Raw genomic sequence first — 17545 nt, 5'->3', positions numbered from 1 at the left:
AAATATAGAGTTATCAAGGTTCAGCACACCTTATTGGTGTGGGAAGTTTGAGTAAGTAATATTCTTTACTTTTAAACCAACCTCTTCCATAACCTCCCGGCTCACAGTCTCTTCCAGTGTTTCACCAATCTCTGTAAATCCCGCAAGAAGTGCATATTTCTTATATTCCCGTCCTGCATACTTGGACATCAAGATCCGGTCACCGTCAATAACTCCAATAATCACAGCCGGACAGATCTTCGGGAATTCCATCAGTCCACACTTCGGACATTGCATCATCCGTTCCACATGATCTGGCTTCATCACATTTCCACATCGCCCACAGAACTTGTGATCCTGATACCATCTGGCAAGCTGCCAACCTGTGATTCCTGCAAAGGCCTCATACTTTGGAGATACACATCTAAACTCTTGATGATCGATCCACTCGTATCCCATCTGTTCAGATAATATATCGACATTCTCTTTTTTTCCAAGATAATAGCTTTTATCGTCTACTGCAAATAAATATGTATATTCTGTATCTTCTGCCACATCTTTAGGCATACACTTTTTCAGTTCTTCATAAGTCGGATATGCGATTTGATTCTCGTTCCCGCCAATTCCTTTTCTCACCAGAACCTTTCTGCCATCATAATATAAAAATCTGCTGCCTGCATCCGGTGCTTTTTTCTGTCCATACTGATTATTCAGTTTATGTGGTGCAATATCCTGAATCATTTTGCTGCCTTCTTTCCTGCTGTATCTTGCTCTCTTATAAATGCCCCGGCATGATTGATGCCTGGGTTTTCACTCTTAACTCCTAGCCTTCGTTCCGGTCCCGTCACGTTTTGCAACCTTCAGCCGGTTCAACGTCAGTTCCCGGTCACCGTATGAAATCTTGTGTTCCGTTCCTTCATAAAAGAGATAAATCTGTTCCAGCTCATCATTCTTACGAAGCTTTATGCCACGGACTCCCACAGCCGCTTTCTTCTTCTCGGCAACTTCCTGAGCTGAAAAACGCAGAAAATATCCATCTTTTGTCTGAAGGACTACATGCTGGTCATCAGTAATGACTTGAACACGGATCAGCTCATCATCCTCCTGAAGCTTTGTTGCTGCAATGGTACGTTTTGCCACCTGGAACTCATTTCCCTTTACTTTCTTAATCATCCCCTGCTTCGTTGCAAATAATAATTTCGCATAACGAAGCTGTAATTCGTCGCACATATATACGACCATTTCCTGTGTACTGTCATAATTACTTACATTGTCGATTGGCTGCCCCTTATCACGGAACTTTCCATATGGAAGATCGAGCACTTTAATCTGATGCATCTTGCCGGTATTGGTAAATACACACAGTTTCCCGGTATTAATGCAATTTACGATCCATTTATTCTCTGCATCTGCCGCCTCTTTATTTCGCTCGTAAGTTGCCACATCCACTGTCTTGGCATAGCCAAAACGATCCATCAGGAATACTACTTCCTGTTCTTCTATTTTCTTTTCTTCATAGACAGCCTCCTGGCCATTCTCTACAACAGTGCGGCGTTTGCGTGCATATTCCTTTTTGAAATGCTCCAGATCTTCAATGATAACTTCTGCCATAGAATCATAATTATTCAAAATATCTTCATATCTTGCAATATTTTTCAGAGTCTCCTCATGTTCTTTCATCAGCGCTTCAATTTCCAGACCAATGAGTTTGTAGAGACGCATTTCCAGGATTGCATTTGCCTGGCGCTCAGTAAAACGGAGCATCGCAGCCATTTTCCTGGAAATCCCGGATTTAAATTTGATATTTTCGGTGATTCCCTGTGTCAGACAGGCTCTTGCAACAGCCACAGACTGACTTCCCCGTAAGATTTCAATGATCAGGTCAATGACATCACACGCTTTGATAAGACCTTCCTGAATTTCTTTTCTGTCCCGCTCTTTTGCAAGCAATGTCTTATATTTTCTTGTTGCCAGTTCGAACTGGAAATCTACATGGTGCTCGATAATCTTCTTAAGCCCCATAGTCTCCGGACGTCCGTCTGCAACTGCCAGCATATTTACCCCGAAAGTATCTTCCAATCTTGTCTTTTTATAGAGCATATTGGTCAGATTCTCAACATCTGCTCCTTTTTTCAGCTCAATAACAATGCGGATTCCTTCCTTTGAAGACATATTGGAAATGTCTACGATATCGTTTGTCTTCTTTGTCTCTACAAGCGCACAAACATCATTTAAAAACTTGCCGATTCCGGCTCCGATCATCGTGTAAGGAATCTCAGTGATGACAAGACGCTTCTTGCCACCTTTCATCTCCTCTACTTCCACTTTACCACGAACTTTGATCTTACCCGCACCAGATTCATAGATTTCAAGAAGGTCATCTTTATTGACAACAATTCCTCCGGTTGGAAAATCCGGTCCTTTGATATATTTCATCAATTGCTTTGTGGAAATGTCTTCATGTTTCATATACGCTTCTACCGCATCAATGACTTCTGCCAGATTATGCGGTGGAATACTGGTCGCCATACCAACTGCAATACCATCCGCTCCGTTGATCAGAAGATTCGGTACACGCACCGGAAGAACTTCCGGTTCTTTCTCCGTCTCATCAAAGTTCGGCATAAAATCTACAATATTCTTATCCAGGTCAGCAAGATAAGCTTCCTGCGTGATCTTTGCAAGTCTTGCCTCTGTGTAACGCATTGCGGCTGCTCCGTCCCCTTCAATGGATCCGAAGTTACCATGTCCGTCCACCAGTGCCATTCCTTTTTTAAACTCCTGTGCCATGACAACTAATGCATCATAGATAGAACTGTCACCGTGCGGGTGATATTTTCCCATCGTATCCCCAACGATACGGGCACATTTTCTATATGGTTTATCATAACGGATACCAAGCTCGTACATATCATAAAGCGTACGTCGCTGTACTGGCTTTAGTCCATCCCGCACATCAGGAAGTGCCCTGGCAATGATAACACTCATGGCATAGTCAATGTAAGACTTCTTCATCAACTCACTGTATTCCGTTCTGATAATCTGTGAATCCTGCATATTTTCTCTCCTAAATTTTATATGTCAAGCTCCGCTTCTGTCGCATTTTCATAGATAAATGCACGTCTTGGCGGTACTTCTGTTCCCATCAGCATCTCAGTCACACTGGACGCCATTCTTCCATCCTCAATCTCTACTAATTTTAAAAGTCTTGTCTTAGGATTCAGTGTTGTCTCCCAAAGCTGGTCTGCGTCCATCTCTCCAAGACCTTTATAGCGCTGCAGAGTAAATGGACCATCATGGGTTTTCCTGTATTTTTCCAAGGCCTTGTCATCGTACAGATACTCTTCCTCGCCTTTCTTCGGCATAGCCTTATAAAGCGGTGGCATGGCAATATAGACATGTCCCTCCCGAATAAGCTCCGGCATAAAGCGGTAGAACAACGTCAGAAGCAATGTGGAAATGTGTGCGCCGTCCACGTCAGCATCAGCCATAATAATAATCTTGTCATAGCGCAGTTTTGTAATATCAAAATCATTGCCGTAGCCCTCGGAAAATCCACAGCCAAAAGCATTGATCATAGTCTTGATCTCCGCATTTGCAAGGACTTTGTCGATGCTTGCTTTCTCCACGTTCAGAATCTTACCCCGGATCGGCAGGATTGCCTGATACATACGGTCTCTTGCTGTCTTTGCAGATCCTCCGGCAGAATCTCCCTCCACAATAAATATCTCGCATTTTGATGCGTCGCGGCTCTCGCAGTTGGCAAGCTTTCCGTTGCTGTCAAAAGAATATTTCTGCTTCGTCAGAAGATTCGTCTTCGCTTTTTCTTCTGTTTTACGGATTTTTGCAGCTTTCTCCGCACAACCGATGACATTTTTCAGTGTTTCCAGATTGCGGTCAAAAAAACGAACAATTTCCTCACCGACCACCTTGCCAGTCGCCTTGGATGCATCCGGGTTGTCCAGCTTCGTCTTCGTCTGACCTTCGAATCGCGGATCCGGGTGTTTGATGGACACGATCGCTGTCATTCCATTTCGCACATCCGCTCCTGTAAAATTAGGATCCTTATCTTTAAGAATTCCGAGTTCTCTTGCATACTGATTAATGACTGTTGTAAATGTTGTCTTAAATCCGGTCAGATGTGTACCGCCCTCACTGTTATAAATGTTGTTACAGAATCCAAGAATATTTTCATGGAACTCATTTACATACTGGAATGCAACTTCCACTTCTATTCCGTCTGCCTCACCTTTAAAATAAACCGGCTCATGGACAGATTCTTTTTTTGCATTTAGTTCACGGATAAATCCAAGAATTCCGTCTGGCTCATGATAAACGATATGCTCTGGTTCTGCACCTCTTAAATCTTCAAATATAATCGTCAGATTCGGATTAAGGTAGGTCGTCTCATGCATACGGCTTTTGACTTCCTCTGCTTTAAACTTCGTTTTTTCAAATATCGTATCATCTGGCAGAAAGTTAACCTTCGTTCCGGTCTTTCTTGTCTTCCCGAGTGTCGGAAGAAGTCCATCTTCCAGTTCAACTACAGGAATACCTCTCTCATACCGGTCATGATGAATATATCCATCACGACTGACCTGCACATCCATATAAGCAGACAATGCATTTACAACTGAAGAACCAACTCCATGAAGACCACCACTTGTCTTATAAGCAGAGTCATCAAATTTACCACCTGCATGCAGTGTCGTATATACAATTCGCTCCGCTGAAACGCCTTTTGCATGCATACCGACCGGGACTCCTCGGCCATTGTCCGAAATTGTCGCAGAGCCATCTTTTTCCAGAGTTACATGAATCTCCGTACAAAATCCGGCCAGATGTTCATCAACTGCATTGTCTACAATCTCATAGATCAGATGGTTCAATCCTTTCGTCGATACACTTCCGATATACATTCCCGGTCTCTTCCGGACTGCCTCAAGTCCTTCCAGGACGGTAATACTATCTGCATCATAAGTGTTGTTCTTTGCCATTTCGTCAGTTCCTTTCCATTTTTAAACATACTATTTAAAATATAGCACAAAACAAAAAGACAGGCAAATAAATTTTCAAGACGTCAGCGCAAGCTTTTTCAAGCTTTTTCAAGCTTTTCAGGGTGTCAGCACCCGACTCAGCACATCTGCCAATACTTCCATAGCATTTCTCATCTCTTCTACTGTATTCGTCTGTGCTCCTGCCTCAATAAGCATTGCCTTCGGTGCCAGATCCAGATTATACCGGTAACTTTTCAGATAAATATGCCTCGTAAAACCAGGATAATATCTTGCTGCCATAAGCTGCATCTGAAAAGACGTTGCCAGATTATCCTCACGGTATGGATTATTCAAATATGCTATCTCTCCATTTTTCCTTGTCCGGCTAAGACCATTAAAAAACATGATCTGAGCGGTTGGTTTCCCATTAATTTCCGTCACCAGATGTGTGCCCTGCGCCACGCCATCTCGATGCAGATCAATCACCACTTCAATGCTTGGATTATCTTTTAAAATCTGCCGGATATCCGGCTCTGCAAGCTGATAGGCCCGGCTGCGATCCAATTTCCCATCAATCAGATCATAAATGCCCTCATGATGAAGCGTCTCAATTCCCCTTGCATTCAAAAGCTCTGTCAAATATGTACCTATCCCCATAATTGTCGTAGAAGTGTCTCCATCAACAGAATCAGCAAATGCCTCCTGGGAATGTGTGTGATAAATCAGTGCTTTTGGTCCTCCTGTTGTCATATCAAGCGCCAGATTCTTCTCCAGAAACTTCCCTGCATTCAGTTCCTCCGGACCGGTCATAGTTGTCCCGTCAACGGTGTAAAATGTTCCCACCAGATATTCATAATCATTTAATTGATTCATATCAATGTCCTGAACCGGTGTACTGGCTAATACTGCTGCATTTTCTTCTGGCACCCCAGCCCCAACGGATTCTTGCATACTCCCAGCCGGAATCAGATTGCCGTTCTCATCGATAGCATTTTCATCATTTGCCTGATTTTCCAGAATCATAGTTCGTGTCAATGTATCTTCCACGGTTGTTTCCGGTTCTTCATGATTTCGAACATATTCACTGATTGGAACGAAGCTTAAAACACTTTTTTCAATTCTTCCCGTCAATGTGTCTTTCCGCCCCTCTTTTACATATGTAAGTCCCGGAAGCAGCCAGTTTGCCGCCTGCTTCAGGACATTTTGACTTACCAAGCCCAAAAAAATATTTCTACCCCTACTTATTTTTACATTTTCTATATCTGTAAATGCATAAATCAGCAGCATCCCTACGATCAATAGCATCAGTATTCGATTTCTTTTCTTTTTTTCTTGCATTACACCGCCCCGTGTGCGTCTTAGTTCTAATAATATATGATGCAATTGGGGTTCTTATGTGCATGTCCTTTCAGAAATCCAAAATATCTTCTATTCAAAACTTTGCCCTGAAAACGCAAGATTCAGCCCCTCCGAGATGGTGTAACTCAGACGTTTTACTGTCTCATCTATATCTTTCGGTGTCATAAACATACTGTTCAGGTTTGGTGCGATCAGTTCTTTGATCAGCTCATACTTCTCTGCTTCGCTGTATCCTCCTAGCACAAGTCCGACTCCTTTTAACGATTCTGATGTCTCCAGTGCTGACAATAGATTTTCCATCGTATCACTTACAATTGTCACAGCATCAACAACTGTCGGAACTCCGATTGCAATTACCGGAACTCCAATTGTTTCTTTTGTAATCGCATTCCGGTAATTACCGACACCGGAGCCTGGATTGATTCCGGTATCAGCAATCTGGATCGTCCGGTTCAGTCTTCTGGAATTTCTCGCAGCAAGGGCATCAATTACAATTAAAAGATCTGGCTTGGTCTCCCTCACCACACCCTTTATAATCTCCGCTGTTTCCATTCCGGTCTGTGCCATCACTCCTGGAACTATGGCACTGACCACACAATTCATCTCTTCTAGTGCTGCATATTTCCCATATTCTTTCACAATATGTCTGGTAACGTTCAGATTATCTGCCACATAAGGACCAAGAGCATCGGGTGTCGCCTGACGATTTCCAAGCCCTATGACCAAAACTTCCTTATCATGTTCACTTTCCGGTATGATTTTTTCCATAACTTCTATCAGATATTTTGCCAGTTCTTCTGAAACCTCCCGGTGGATTCCCTCATCCGGCGAAGATAAATTCGGGGCTTCAATCGTCAGATATGTTCCGACTGGTTTCCCCATAGTCTTCGCACCATTTTCGGTTTCAATCCGTACAGTCGTCACCCTAATTTCCCGCTCCTTATCATATTCTTCCTCCAACACAACTCCTTGTACCTCCACCTGGTCAGACTCAAAACGTTCCTTCTCTTCCAATGCCAAATCTGTCCGTATGTTATATTTTTCAACCATGATTTTCTCCCCCTTTCACCTGCAAGCACTATTTTTATACTAGTTTTTACAATATTTCCATAATTATGTATTGACAGAATAAGTCAGCTGGTCTAAAATGAATGAGTGTGTTCGAGAGAACGTCCGTGTCCGGATCTGTCGAACTGATCATTATAATCGAAATCATAGATATTGGAGGTGGACAAATTGGCTAATATCAAATCCGCAAAGAAGAGAATTTTAGTAAACGAGACAAAGGCTGCTAGAAATAAAGCAATCAAGTCTAAAGTTAAAACTTACGTAAAAAAAGTTGAGACAGCTGTAGAGAAGAAAGATGCAGCAACAGCTGCAGCAGCTCTTAAAGAGGCGATCGCTGAAATCAACAAAGCTGGAAGCAAGGGTGTATACCACAAAAACACATGCTCTAGAAAGATTTCCCGTCTGACAAAAGCTGTTAACGGAATTGCTTAATTCATAGAGAAACATTGAAAGACAACCATACCGTCATGTGGTTGTCTTTTTTATATATAATAGAAAACTGCACTTCCACTAAAAAGAGCCGGAAATAAATGCTCGCATTTTTCTCTCCGACTCCTCATCTTATTATTTAACTGATACTCCTGTTCTATTTCTATAATTTTGAATATCCAAAACTGTTGACAATTGCTTCTACTCTGTCACCTGCTTCACACATTGGGCACTTATTCGGCTCATATGCATGATATGCCGGAAGATCTTTGCTTGTGAAAATTGTCTTTACTTCCATGCCTGCTACTTTTGTTACAGCACTGAAGATAGAACATACTCCACAAATCGTTCCTCCATAATATAATACAGAATCAATAGCACGCTTGATCGTCTTTCCAGTCGTAATGGATGCTGCCAGCACAAGTACCTGCTGATCTTTGATCATTCTCTGTTGATTATCACGGAACATAATCTGCCCCAATCCGTTATATTCCGGTGTGATCACAGAAATATTATTCTTATGGCTCAATGCCATATGCGTGCTATCTGCCAGCTGTTCAGCCAGAAATGCTCCAATCACACTTGTCTCATCCAGGCATACAATCGTATCTACATATGTACTTGTCACGTACTCCTGCGCCAGTACTTTCGCTGCCTCTCTCGCATTGTTATGACGAATCTTTACTGTTGACATATCAATATAAGTATCCAGATGTGAGTTGCTTGTAGCAAAATGTCCTTTCATAATCTTGATACGCGCTTTTGGATTTTTCGTCGACCGCAGATTCTCTAATCTTTCATCCATGTCTCATACCTCCCTTGATGCTTGCTGTTTCCAGTCGTTCGTAATCATTCGATTCATTCTGCCGCATTTAAAATTGGTATCGAACTTTTTACTTTATGTTTTATTCTATCATATATGTATGTAATTGAAAACTAAAATTATAATTTTTTGTGTATTTTTCACATACAAAAGCATCATTCAAAATTACCCACATAATCCTTATTCACACGTATGACTTTCTGCGGAAGTTCTTTATATAATAGGAACTGCTTTTTCCGATTATACAAAAAAGAAGCTCTGCGTTCCTGTTACAGTTCGTAAAGCTTCTTTTATCTCTTATGTCAAATATGTAAGATCAAGTCTGATTCTATGTTGCAAATCTCGATTAGTTGTTAATCAGTTTGTCTTCTCCATTCCAGCTGTACAGCTTTCTAACTTCAGCTCCAACTTTCTCTGATGGGTGCTCAGCTGCAAGCTTTCTCATAGCCTGGAAGTGTACCTGACGTCCTGCCGGAGACATGTCAAGTAAGAACTCTTTTGCAAATGTTCCGTCCTGGATATCAGAAAGAATCTTCTTCATAGCTTTCTTTGTATCCTCTGTAATAATCTTAGGTCCTGTTACATAGTCACCATACTCTGCAGTGTTAGAAATAGAATATCTCATTCCAGCGAATCCTGACTGATAGATTAAGTCTACAATCAGTTTCATCTCATGGATACACTCAAAGTAAGCATTTCTCGGATCATATCCTGCTTCGCAAAGTGTCTCAAATCCTGCCTGCATAAGTGCACAAACACCACCGCAAAGGACTGCCTGCTCACCGAAGAGGTCTGTCTCTGTCTCTGTTCTGTATGTTGTCTCAAGAAGTCCTGCTCTTGCTCCACCAATTGCAAGACCATAAGCTAATGTTCTGTCCCAAGCTTTTCCTGTAGCATCCTGCTCTACAGCGATAAGGCAAGGAGTTCCTTTTCCTGCAAGATACTCGCTGCGAACTGTGTGTCCTGGTGCCTTAGGAGCGATCATTGTTACATCTACGTTCTTAGGTGGTTTGATGCATCCGAAGTGAATGTTGAAACCATGAGCGAACATTAACATGTTTCCTTCCTCAAGGTTTGGCTCGATGTCTTTCTTGTACATATCAGCCTGTAACTCATCATTGATAAGAATCATGATAATGTCTGCCTGCTTTGCTGCCTCTGCTGCTGTGTATACTTTCAATCCCTGCTCTTCAGCTTTCTTCCAGGATTTACTTCCCTCATAAAGACCTACGATTACGTCACATCCAGACTCTTTCAGGTTCAGAGCATGAGCATGTCCCTGACTACCATATCCGATGATAGCAATCTTCTGTCCTTCCAGTGCTGATAAATTACAATCTTCCTGATAAAAAATTCTTGCTGCCATTTTGACATTCCTCCTAATAAATATGTAAATTTAAATTGGTAACTACTCGATAAATGTGACATCCTTGATTCCTCTTGACAGTCCGGCAATTCCGGTTCTGGCAAGTTCCAGGATCTCATAACCATCCAGGAGCTGTAAGAACGCTTCCAGCTTCGACTGGGTTCCTGTAAGCTCAATCACGAGAGACTCTCTCTCTGCATCAACAATCTTTGCACGAAAAATATCAGCAATTGAAACAATCTCTGACCGCTGCTGTGCATTGGCACGGATCTTAACCAATATCAGTTCACGATATACGGATTCTTCCGGCTTTAAGACCTTCACTACGATCACGTCTTCCAGCTTGGCAATCTGCTTTTCAATCTGAGATAAAATAATCTCATCTCCACTGGATACAATCGTGATTCTCGTAAATCTTGAATCTGCCGTCACACCGGCTGTAATACTGTCGATGTTGTATCCTCTTCTTGTGAATAGTCCGGATATTCTACTTAATACTCCGGAATTGTTGTCAACTAATAATGAATAAACTCTCTGCATAATGCACCTCTTTCTTGTATCTTTTCAAAAACAGAGTGCGTTCTGTTTTTAAATAATAGCAATATCTCATGTATTTGTCAAGTATCTATCTTATCTTTTCTAAGAACTTTTTTATCTTTTTTGATTTTTACTCTTTCTCACTGAACCAGGAAATATTCGTTCCGTCACTCGTTGCAATAATTGTTCCAAGCAGATCTGTGCGGTATACCTGCACATCATCGTTATTCAGGCGCTCCAGCGTCTCCTGATGCGGATGTCCGTAAGAATTATCCACGCCACAGCTGATAACAGCCCATGTTGGATTTGTTGCTTTTAAAAACACTTCACTTGTAGAAGTTCTGCTTCCGTGGTGTCCGCATTTTAACACATCACATTCCAACGCACTTCCAAATCTCTTCACCATTGCGCTCTCAGATTTCTCACTGGCATCTCCACACATGACAAAAGAATTCTCCCCGTGCACCAGTTTAATTCCTACTGAAGCATCATTGGTATCATCTGAACTGACCAGATCCGTTTCCGGACAAAGCACAGTAAATGTCGCATCTCCAAATCCGAACTCTTCGCCGACTTTTGGATGCTCTACCGGAACATTTTCTTTCTCAATATCATCCATAACTTCTTCATAAGTCATTGTATCATTCGCCACATCCGGCATAATAACCTGTTCTACCTCAACATTCTCCAAAACATCATCGCCGCCACCTATATGATCGGCATCCGGGTGTGTCAGGATCAGATAGTCAAGCTTGTCTATGCCCTGTTGATTCAGATAATCCACCACATCTTTTCCTTCATGGTTATTCCCAGCATCGATCATTGCATTATGACCTTCTGTCTGAATAATTGTACAGTCACCCTGTCCTACATTGAGATAGGTCACTTTCATCTGACCGGTCGCAACCGTATCTGCAATGTTTTGTACAGGCTCACCAGACATTCGTTCCATCAAATCCCCACGCTCCGCAAATCCGCCGATTAATGCAAGAATCAGCATGATTGCCGCAGGAATTCCTTTTAGATTCTTATTCTTTTTTCTTCTAGCCATACTTACTTTCGCTCCCCTTATGTAATTTTCGCTCCCCTTTCATTCAGGCCTTGAAATCCATTTTTCGCTTCAAATTATTGTTCTTTTTCTCCTGACGCCGGATCAGCCATAAGTTTCTTGTAATACGCTTTTGTCTGATACAATGCTCCAACAGGATTGTGTGCAAGCACGCGGTCTTTTGTCACCAGCGTTGTCGTCAGTGTGTGTGTATATTTATAAAACAAACTATCATGTCCGACGCATAATCCAACTACAACATTAAAATCTGTCCCGGCTTTCTCCAAAAGCTTTGCCTGCATAATCGGATTACACAGCGCATTTCCTACTTGCGTTGTATACTCTTTCCTTACTCCTATATCCGTCTTATTAAATGCTCCAGCCTTACAAAGTGCTGCATATGGTTCAAAACCGTTCTTTCTCAAAATCTGAGCAAATATACGGCTTTCTTCAATCAATCCAATACATGTCGCAATTCCAATTTTATGAAAGCCCATCCGCTTTGAAAATTCGATAATTTCCTCCACTCTCGTATAACGGCAATAAAATTCAGCTTCAATCTCTGCTGAAATCACAGAAACTTTATTGTTCTCTTCATCTTCAAGATATAGTTTTTTAATCTCTTCCAGCTCTTTTACATCAAAATTTGTAGTCAGACAGAACTCTGGATATTCCTTATCTCTCTTAGCACAGTTCAATACGCCACAGTTAACACATGATTTTTCAAATTCTCCCATTGTACATTCTCCTTCCACCTATACACCTTTTTTATATTATTTATTTTGGTATAAATATTATCCTACAAGCGTTGAGCACAACTCACGCCAACTTTCATCACCCCTGCCAGCAACATCACCCACACAGGATTCATTTTCACTTTCTGTATCAGAAAAATACAGATTACAAATATTGTAACCAGACCCCAATTAGTTCCTGCAAAAGTAATCATATCATTTCCCCAAAATGCCGTAATGAGAATTGATATTCCTGCCGATGCTATCAATGCAACAACCGCTGGGCGCAAAGAGCCTAACACCCCCTGAAATAACTCCATATTCCGCCATTTTAGATAAATCTTTGCAATTACCGTTACAATAATACAAGACGGCAATATGTACCCGGCTGTTGCACAGAGCGCTCCTGGTATACCTGCAATCTTTTCACCTACAAATGTTGCTGAATTCACGGCTATTGGTCCCGGTGTCATCTGAGATATGGTAATCAGATCTGTAAATTCTGACATACTAAGCCAGCTATGCATTTTTACGACCTGCCCCTGAATCAGAGGAAGCGCTGCATATCCACCTCCGAAACTGAACATGCCAACTTGAAGGAAACTTAAGAACAACTGCAGATAAATCATGCTTCTTTCCTCCTTTTTAAAAGAGTCCGTACCACACCAAATATAATACATGTCAGAATAATATATATTACGTTTACATTCATAAAACATGCCGCAACAAATGCTCCAGCCATTATCAGAAGTGACATTTTGTCACCGCCTTTTGCAATACCATTTCCCATTTCGTAAGTCACACAGGCAATGACTGCAGCCACACCTGCCTGCATGCCTTCCAGCATCTGACTGATCAACCAGTTATCACGAAATGCCTGATAACACATTGCAAGAATTGTGATAATCACGAATGGCGGAATAATTGCTCCTATAACCGCTACAAATGCTCCTATAATCCCCGCCAGTTTATATCCCACCACAATCGCTCCATTAACTGCGATTGCTCCCGGTGCCGATTGTGCAATTGCCACAAGATCTAACATCTCATCATTTTCAATCCAGTGATATTCGTCCACAAATTTTTTCTTTAACAGGGAAACAATCACATATCCTCCACCGAAAGTAAATGCGCTCAGATATAAAGTTGAAATAAATAAATGGAATAACACCTTTTTCTTCTCTTCCACTATTTTCCCTTCCATAAATCAGTTATCCGACTGTTATAATATTCTTACAGACTCCAGTCTTCGAATCTCATTATCCGTCAGTTCCCATTGAAGATTTCTGCAGTTTTCTTCTACTCTGGCACGGCTCTGCGCCCCTATGATGCAACTGGATACAAATCTCTTCTGAATCACCCATTTCTCTGCGATCTGAGCCAAGGAAACATTTCTCTCTTCTGCAATCTGATCCATGATTGTTAACAGTTCCATTGCTTTTGAAAACAATGGTTCTTTAAAATATGGGTAAAATCGATTTCTGCTGTCAGTCTGCTCAAAGGTTCTAAGTTTTCGGTAATTTCCAGTCAGAATTCCGCCACCTAAAGTTCCATAAGTCATAATTCCAAGTCCTTGTTCATGAGCCCAGCGAATCAACTTCTCGTCTTTTCGATCTGCCAGTGAATACTGTGGCTGAAAAGCTTCGATTTTGCAATATTTCTGGGCTTCTTCAATCTGTTCTTTTGAAAAATTAGAAACTCCTGCATGCAGAATTTTTCCTTCTTTTTTCAACGCACTCACCGCATCTATTGTCTCTTCCAGTTCAACATCCGGATCCGGCCAGTGTACCAGATAAATATCAATATAGTCTGTCTTTAGATTTTTCAGCGACTCGTCGCACTGCTTTAAAATACTCTCTTTTGAACCACAGCGAAGATATTTTCCATCTACGAACTTATTTCCACATTTTGTAGAAATGACCACCTCTCTGCGCTTTTTGAGCTTACTCAAAGTTTCACCAACATAACATTCTGCTTTTCCTGCATTGTAAGCCGGTGCTGTATCTATAAAATTAATGCCACACTCCAACGCTGCCTTAATTGCGTCCATTCGTGACTCATCCGAATAACTGTCCCAACCGGCACCTCCGATACCCCATGTTCCAAGACACAGCTTCGAAACCCTCAAGCCTGTTTTTCCAAACTCCTGATACTGCATATCTGTCACATTCCTTTCTGTCTGCTACGTTATCATTCATCATCTGTTTTGTTACGGCCTTTTATTATTCTACCAAATTACTTTCCATACGTCAAAACCGTCAGGAAACATATCCTGACGGTCATACTTTTTACTTCGTGTATTTATAAAATCCTTCTCCTGTGCAGACGCCTTTCTTGCCTGCATCGATTTTTTCTTTCAAGCGTTTTGCAATCTTTCCCGGTGTTGTCTCCGGATCTTTTGCAGCCGGATCCATACAAACGATATTGTATGCAGTCTCCAGTCCCACAATATCAAGAATACGGAATGGGCCAAGTGGAGCTCCGGTAGCAAGACTCCATGTCAGATCAATTGTCTCCGGATCAGCCACATCATTTGCATAAAGTGCTTCTCCTGCATTCAAAAACGGAACTAACAGAGAGTTCAGAATATATCCCGGCTGTTCTTTATGTAATTTCAATGGAATCATACCAATCTGTCCGGCAAACTCTACAACCTCATCGTAATATTTTCCTTCTGTACCGGCATGTCCCATAATCTCAGCCGTGTTATTTTTCCAGATTTCATTTGCAAAATGCAGTGCAAGATATTTTTCCGGTCTTCCTGTGTACTGAGCAAATGCACTCGGTACCATAGTTGATGAATTTGTCACAATAACTGTCTTTTCCGGAAGAAGCGGCGCCATCTGCTGATAGAATGCAATCTTTGCTTTCGGATCTTCTGATAAAGATTCAATCACAAGATCTGCATCTGCCATTGCTTTCGCCATATCAAGTTCATATATAAGACTTTCAAATGCCTGGTCAGCCTGCGCTTTTAATTCCTCTACTTTTTCTACTGTCAGATTCTCAAAATCATCAACCAGACCTCTCGGATACAGCTTTGTCCCTGTTCCGATCAAAGCTTTCGTTGCCTCCAGATCTTTTAAATATGTCTCATGCCATCTTGCAAATTTCGGTTTTGCACGTTCAATGGAACCTTCGCTTCGAAGCCATACCGTCACATCAAATCCTTTGTACGCAACCTGGTAAGCGATCTGGCTCCCCAGCACACCACCGCCTACAACTACAACCTTTTTAAACGCCATAATTTTGTCCTCCTTGTTATAAAATTGACCAACTGTCATCTAATATTTGAGCAATTATATAATAGTAAGGTAAATATTTCAATATTTTTCGACAACTCAAAACACTACAAAATCAAAGAATTGTATTAAAGTTCACACTTATAAACGTAAAGAGAAGCCTAGCATACGCTAAGCTCCTCTCATTATTCCATTATTATTTCTTGCTTTTCTGGCGGTTTCTTAGAATTTGCCAGCTTTTGCTGCTTCCTCAACGGAAACTGCTACTGCAACAGTCATACCAACCATCGGGTTGTTACCTGCTCCGATGAGACCCATCATCTCTACGTGAGCCGGTACAGAAGATGATCCTGCAAACTGTGCATCTGAGTGCATACGTCCAAGTGTATCTGTCATACCATAAGATGCTGGACCTGCAGCCATGTTATCTGGATGAAGTGTACGTCCTGTACCACCACCAGATGCTACTGAGAAGTATTTTTTACCTTTCTCAACACACTCTTTTTTGTACGTTCCTGCTACTGGATGCTGGAAACGTGTCGGGTTTGTAGAGTTACCTGTGATAGATACATCTACACCCTCTTTCCACATGATTGCAACACCTTCACGTACATCATTTGCTCCATAGCAGTTTACTTTGGAACGAAGTCCGTCAGAATAAGAGATTCTCTGAACCTCTTTCAGCTCTCCTGTATAGTAGTCATATTCTGTCTGAACATATGTAAATCCATTGATACGGGAGATAATCTTAGCTGCGTCTTTTCCAAGTCCGTTCAAGATAACACGAAGTGGTTTTTTACGAACTTTGTTTGCTTTTTCAGCGATACCAATCGCACCCTCTGCCGCTGCAAATGACTCATGTCCTGCAAGGAAACAGAAGCAGTCTGTATCCTCTTCCAGAAGCATCTTTCCAAGGTTACCATGTCCAAGACCAACTTTTCTCTGATCTGCTACAGATCCTGGAATACAGAAAGACTGAAGTCCTTCACCGATTGCTGCTGCTGCTTCTGCTGCTGTCTTACAGCCTTTTTTAATTGCAATTGCAGCACCTACTGTGTAAGCCCAGCATGCGTTCTCAAAACAGATTGGCTGAATGCTCTTAATCTGATTGTATACATCAAGTCCGGCATCTTTTGTAATCTTCTGTGCTTCCTCGATTGAAGCGATTCCATAACCTGCCAGCACTTCATTGATTTTATCAATTCTTCTTTCATATGATTCAAATAAAGCCATTTTAAAAAGTCCTCCTACTCTTTTCTTGGGTCAATAATCTTTGCTGCGTCTTCAACACGACCATACTGTCCTTTTGCCTTTTCCCATGCATCATTCGGTGTATCGCCTTTTTTGATGAAGTCTGTAAGTTTTCCAAGATTTACGAACTGGTATCCGATGATCTCGCCTGCTTCATCGAGTGCGATACCTGTTACATAACCCTCTGCCATCTCAAGATAACGAGGTCCTTTTGCTAATGTTCCGTACATTGTTCCTACCTGAGAGCGGAGTCCTTTTCCAAGGTCCTCAAGTCCTGCTCCGATAGCAAGTCCGTCTTCAGAAAATGCGCTCTGAGTTCTTCCATATACAATCTGTAAGAATAACTCACGCATTGCTGTATTGATTGCATCACAGACAAGGTCTGTATTCAATGCCTCTAAAATAGTTTTTCCTGGAAGGATTTCTGAAGCCATAGCAGCTGAATGTGTCATTCCGGAGCAGCCGATTGTCTCAACCAATGCCTCCTGGATAATTCCATCTTTCACATTCAGTGTCAGCTTACAAGCACCCTGCTGAGGAGCACACCAGCCAATGCCGTGTGTAAAACCGGAAATATCTTTGATCTCCTTAGCCTGAACCCATTTTGCCTCTTCCGGAATCGGAGCTGGTCCGTGATTAGCGCCCTGCGCTACCGGACACATCATTTCTACTTCTTGTGAATAAATCATTTTAAAACTCCTTTCAACTATGT

General features: G+C 41.7%; 17 protein-coding genes. 1 reads left to right on the top strand and 16 read right to left on the bottom strand.

What is annotated here, in order from left to right; genetic code table 11:
• Positions 1-30: 30 nt before the first annotated feature.
• From LI149_RS12455 to gpr, 5 genes are all read right to left on the bottom strand, one after another.
• Complete coding sequence (locus tag LI149_RS12455; protein WP_227143425.1) at positions 31-720, bottom strand: NAD(+) diphosphatase; 690 nt, start codon at positions 718-720, stop codon at positions 31-33.
• A gap of 75 nt (positions 721-795) precedes the next feature.
• Complete coding sequence (locus tag LI149_RS12450; RefSeq protein ID WP_227143424.1) at positions 796-3036, bottom strand: DNA topoisomerase (ATP-hydrolyzing) subunit A; 2241 nt, start codon at positions 3034-3036, stop codon at positions 796-798.
• Between the two features lie 17 nt (positions 3037-3053).
• Positions 3054-4976, bottom strand: a complete 1923-nt coding sequence (locus tag LI149_RS12445; protein ID WP_227078199.1) for a type IIA DNA topoisomerase subunit B — start codon at positions 4974-4976, stop codon at positions 3054-3056.
• Positions 4977-5093: 117 nt separating this feature from the next.
• On the bottom strand, positions 5094-6314 hold the full coding sequence (gene spoIIP / locus LI149_RS12440; protein ID WP_173785859.1) for a stage II sporulation protein P: 1221 nt from the start codon (positions 6312-6314) through the stop codon (positions 5094-5096).
• A 90-nt stretch (positions 6315-6404) separates the two neighbouring features.
• Positions 6405-7385, bottom strand: coding sequence for a GPR endopeptidase (gene gpr, locus LI149_RS12435; protein ID WP_005331074.1), 981 nt, complete (start codon positions 7383-7385; stop codon positions 6405-6407).
• Positions 7386-7571: 186 nt separating this feature from the next.
• Here gpr and rpsT point away from each other — a divergent pair, with 186 nt between their 5' ends.
• Positions 7572-7835, top strand: coding sequence for a 30S ribosomal protein S20 (gene rpsT, locus LI149_RS12430; RefSeq protein ID WP_005336673.1), 264 nt, complete (start codon positions 7572-7574; stop codon positions 7833-7835).
• A 160-nt stretch (positions 7836-7995) separates the two neighbouring features.
• On the opposite strand, the gene LI149_RS12425 is transcribed toward rpsT, so the two are convergent.
• The 11 genes from LI149_RS12425 to LI149_RS12375 form a co-directional block, all read right to left on the bottom strand.
• Positions 7996-8637, bottom strand: coding sequence for a phosphoribosyltransferase (locus LI149_RS12425; protein ID WP_005331076.1), 642 nt, complete (start codon positions 8635-8637; stop codon positions 7996-7998).
• Between the two features lie 364 nt (positions 8638-9001).
• Entirely contained in the window at positions 9002-10021 is a 1020-nt protein-coding gene (ilvC, locus tag LI149_RS12420; RefSeq protein WP_005331077.1) for a ketol-acid reductoisomerase, read from the bottom strand.
• 42 nt (positions 10022-10063) lie between these two features.
• Positions 10064-10561: an acetolactate synthase small subunit gene (gene ilvN / locus LI149_RS12415; RefSeq protein ID WP_117656858.1), complete on the bottom strand. Its 498-nt coding sequence runs from the start codon at positions 10559-10561 to the stop codon at positions 10064-10066.
• A 127-nt stretch (positions 10562-10688) separates the two neighbouring features.
• Positions 10689-11609: a ComEC/Rec2 family competence protein gene (locus LI149_RS12410; protein WP_227143423.1), complete on the bottom strand. Its 921-nt coding sequence runs from the start codon at positions 11607-11609 to the stop codon at positions 10689-10691.
• Between the two features lie 74 nt (positions 11610-11683).
• Positions 11684-12343 (bottom strand): DUF1847 domain-containing protein, encoded by a 660-nt coding sequence (locus tag LI149_RS12405; RefSeq protein ID WP_117606075.1) that lies wholly within the window; start codon positions 12341-12343, stop codon positions 11684-11686.
• A gap of 62 nt (positions 12344-12405) precedes the next feature.
• Positions 12406-12969: a chromate transporter gene (locus LI149_RS12400; RefSeq protein ID WP_173785858.1), complete on the bottom strand. Its 564-nt coding sequence runs from the start codon at positions 12967-12969 to the stop codon at positions 12406-12408.
• On the bottom strand, positions 12966-13544 hold the full coding sequence (locus LI149_RS12395; RefSeq protein ID WP_173785857.1) for a chromate transporter: 579 nt from the start codon (positions 13542-13544) through the stop codon (positions 12966-12968). Before LI149_RS12395 ends, LI149_RS12400 begins: the two co-directional genes overlap by 4 nt.
• A gap of 18 nt (positions 13545-13562) precedes the next feature.
• On the bottom strand, positions 13563-14498 hold the full coding sequence (locus LI149_RS12390) for an aldo/keto reductase (RefSeq protein WP_147567146.1): 936 nt from the start codon (positions 14496-14498) through the stop codon (positions 13563-13565).
• A gap of 130 nt (positions 14499-14628) precedes the next feature.
• Positions 14629-15585 (bottom strand): 3-hydroxyacyl-CoA dehydrogenase, encoded by a 957-nt coding sequence (locus LI149_RS12385; RefSeq protein WP_117606071.1) that lies wholly within the window; start codon positions 15583-15585, stop codon positions 14629-14631.
• A gap of 219 nt (positions 15586-15804) precedes the next feature.
• Complete coding sequence (locus tag LI149_RS12380) at positions 15805-16815, bottom strand: GGGtGRT protein (protein ID WP_005331087.1); 1011 nt, start codon at positions 16813-16815, stop codon at positions 15805-15807.
• A gap of 14 nt (positions 16816-16829) precedes the next feature.
• A complete protein-coding gene (locus tag LI149_RS12375; protein ID WP_005331089.1) occupies positions 16830-17522 on the bottom strand; it encodes an iron-sulfur cluster assembly scaffold protein in 693 nt (230 codons plus the stop codon).
• Positions 17523-17545 lie beyond the last annotated feature (23 nt).

It is taken from the genome of Dorea sp. 210702-DFI.3.17 (assembly GCF_020560825.1).
Taxonomy (GTDB): Bacteria; Bacillota; Clostridia; order Lachnospirales; family Lachnospiraceae; genus Dorea; species Dorea formicigenerans.
Note: the sequence above shows the minus strand (reverse complement) of the source record. Positions and strands in the feature narration are given on the sequence as shown.

Coding starts and splice junctions, on each gene's coding strand:
- LI149_RS12455 (WP_227143425.1), bottom strand. CDS start 720: ATGATTCAGGATATTGCACCACATAAACTGAATAATCAGTATGGACAG.
- LI149_RS12450 (WP_227143424.1), bottom strand. CDS start 3,036: ATGCAGGATTCACAGATTATCAGAACGGAATACAGTGAGTTGATGAAG.
- LI149_RS12445 (WP_227078199.1), bottom strand. CDS start 4,976: ATGGCAAAGAACAACACTTATGATGCAGATAGTATTACCGTCCTGGAA.
- spoIIP (WP_173785859.1), bottom strand. CDS start 6,314: ATGCAAGAAAAAAAGAAAAGAAATCGAATACTGATGCTATTGATCGTA.
- gpr (WP_005331074.1), bottom strand. CDS start 7,385: ATGGTTGAAAAATATAACATACGGACAGATTTGGCATTGGAAGAGAAG.
- LI149_RS12425 (WP_005331076.1), bottom strand. CDS start 8,637: ATGGATGAAAGATTAGAGAATCTGCGGTCGACGAAAAATCCAAAAGCG.
- ilvC (WP_005331077.1), bottom strand. CDS start 10,021: ATGGCAGCAAGAATTTTTTATCAGGAAGATTGTAATTTATCAGCACTG.
- ilvN (WP_117656858.1), bottom strand. CDS start 10,561: ATGCAGAGAGTTTATTCATTATTAGTTGACAACAATTCCGGAGTATTA.
- LI149_RS12410 (WP_227143423.1), bottom strand. CDS start 11,609: ATGGCTAGAAGAAAAAAGAATAAGAATCTAAAAGGAATTCCTGCGGCA.
- LI149_RS12405 (WP_117606075.1), bottom strand. CDS start 12,343: ATGGGAGAATTTGAAAAATCATGTGTTAACTGTGGCGTATTGAACTGT.
- LI149_RS12400 (WP_173785858.1), bottom strand. CDS start 12,969: ATGATTTATCTGCAGTTGTTCTTAAGTTTCCTTCAAGTTGGCATGTTC.
- LI149_RS12395 (WP_173785857.1), bottom strand. CDS start 13,544: ATGGAAGGGAAAATAGTGGAAGAGAAGAAAAAGGTGTTATTCCATTTA.
- LI149_RS12390 (WP_147567146.1), bottom strand. CDS start 14,498: ATGCAGTATCAGGAGTTTGGAAAAACAGGCTTGAGGGTTTCGAAGCTG.
- LI149_RS12385 (WP_117606071.1), bottom strand. CDS start 15,585: ATGGCGTTTAAAAAGGTTGTAGTTGTAGGCGGTGGTGTGCTGGGGAGC.
- LI149_RS12380 (WP_005331087.1), bottom strand. CDS start 16,815: ATGGCTTTATTTGAATCATATGAAAGAAGAATTGATAAAATCAATGAA.
- LI149_RS12375 (WP_005331089.1), bottom strand. CDS start 17,522: ATGATTTATTCACAAGAAGTAGAAATGATGTGTCCGGTAGCGCAGGGC.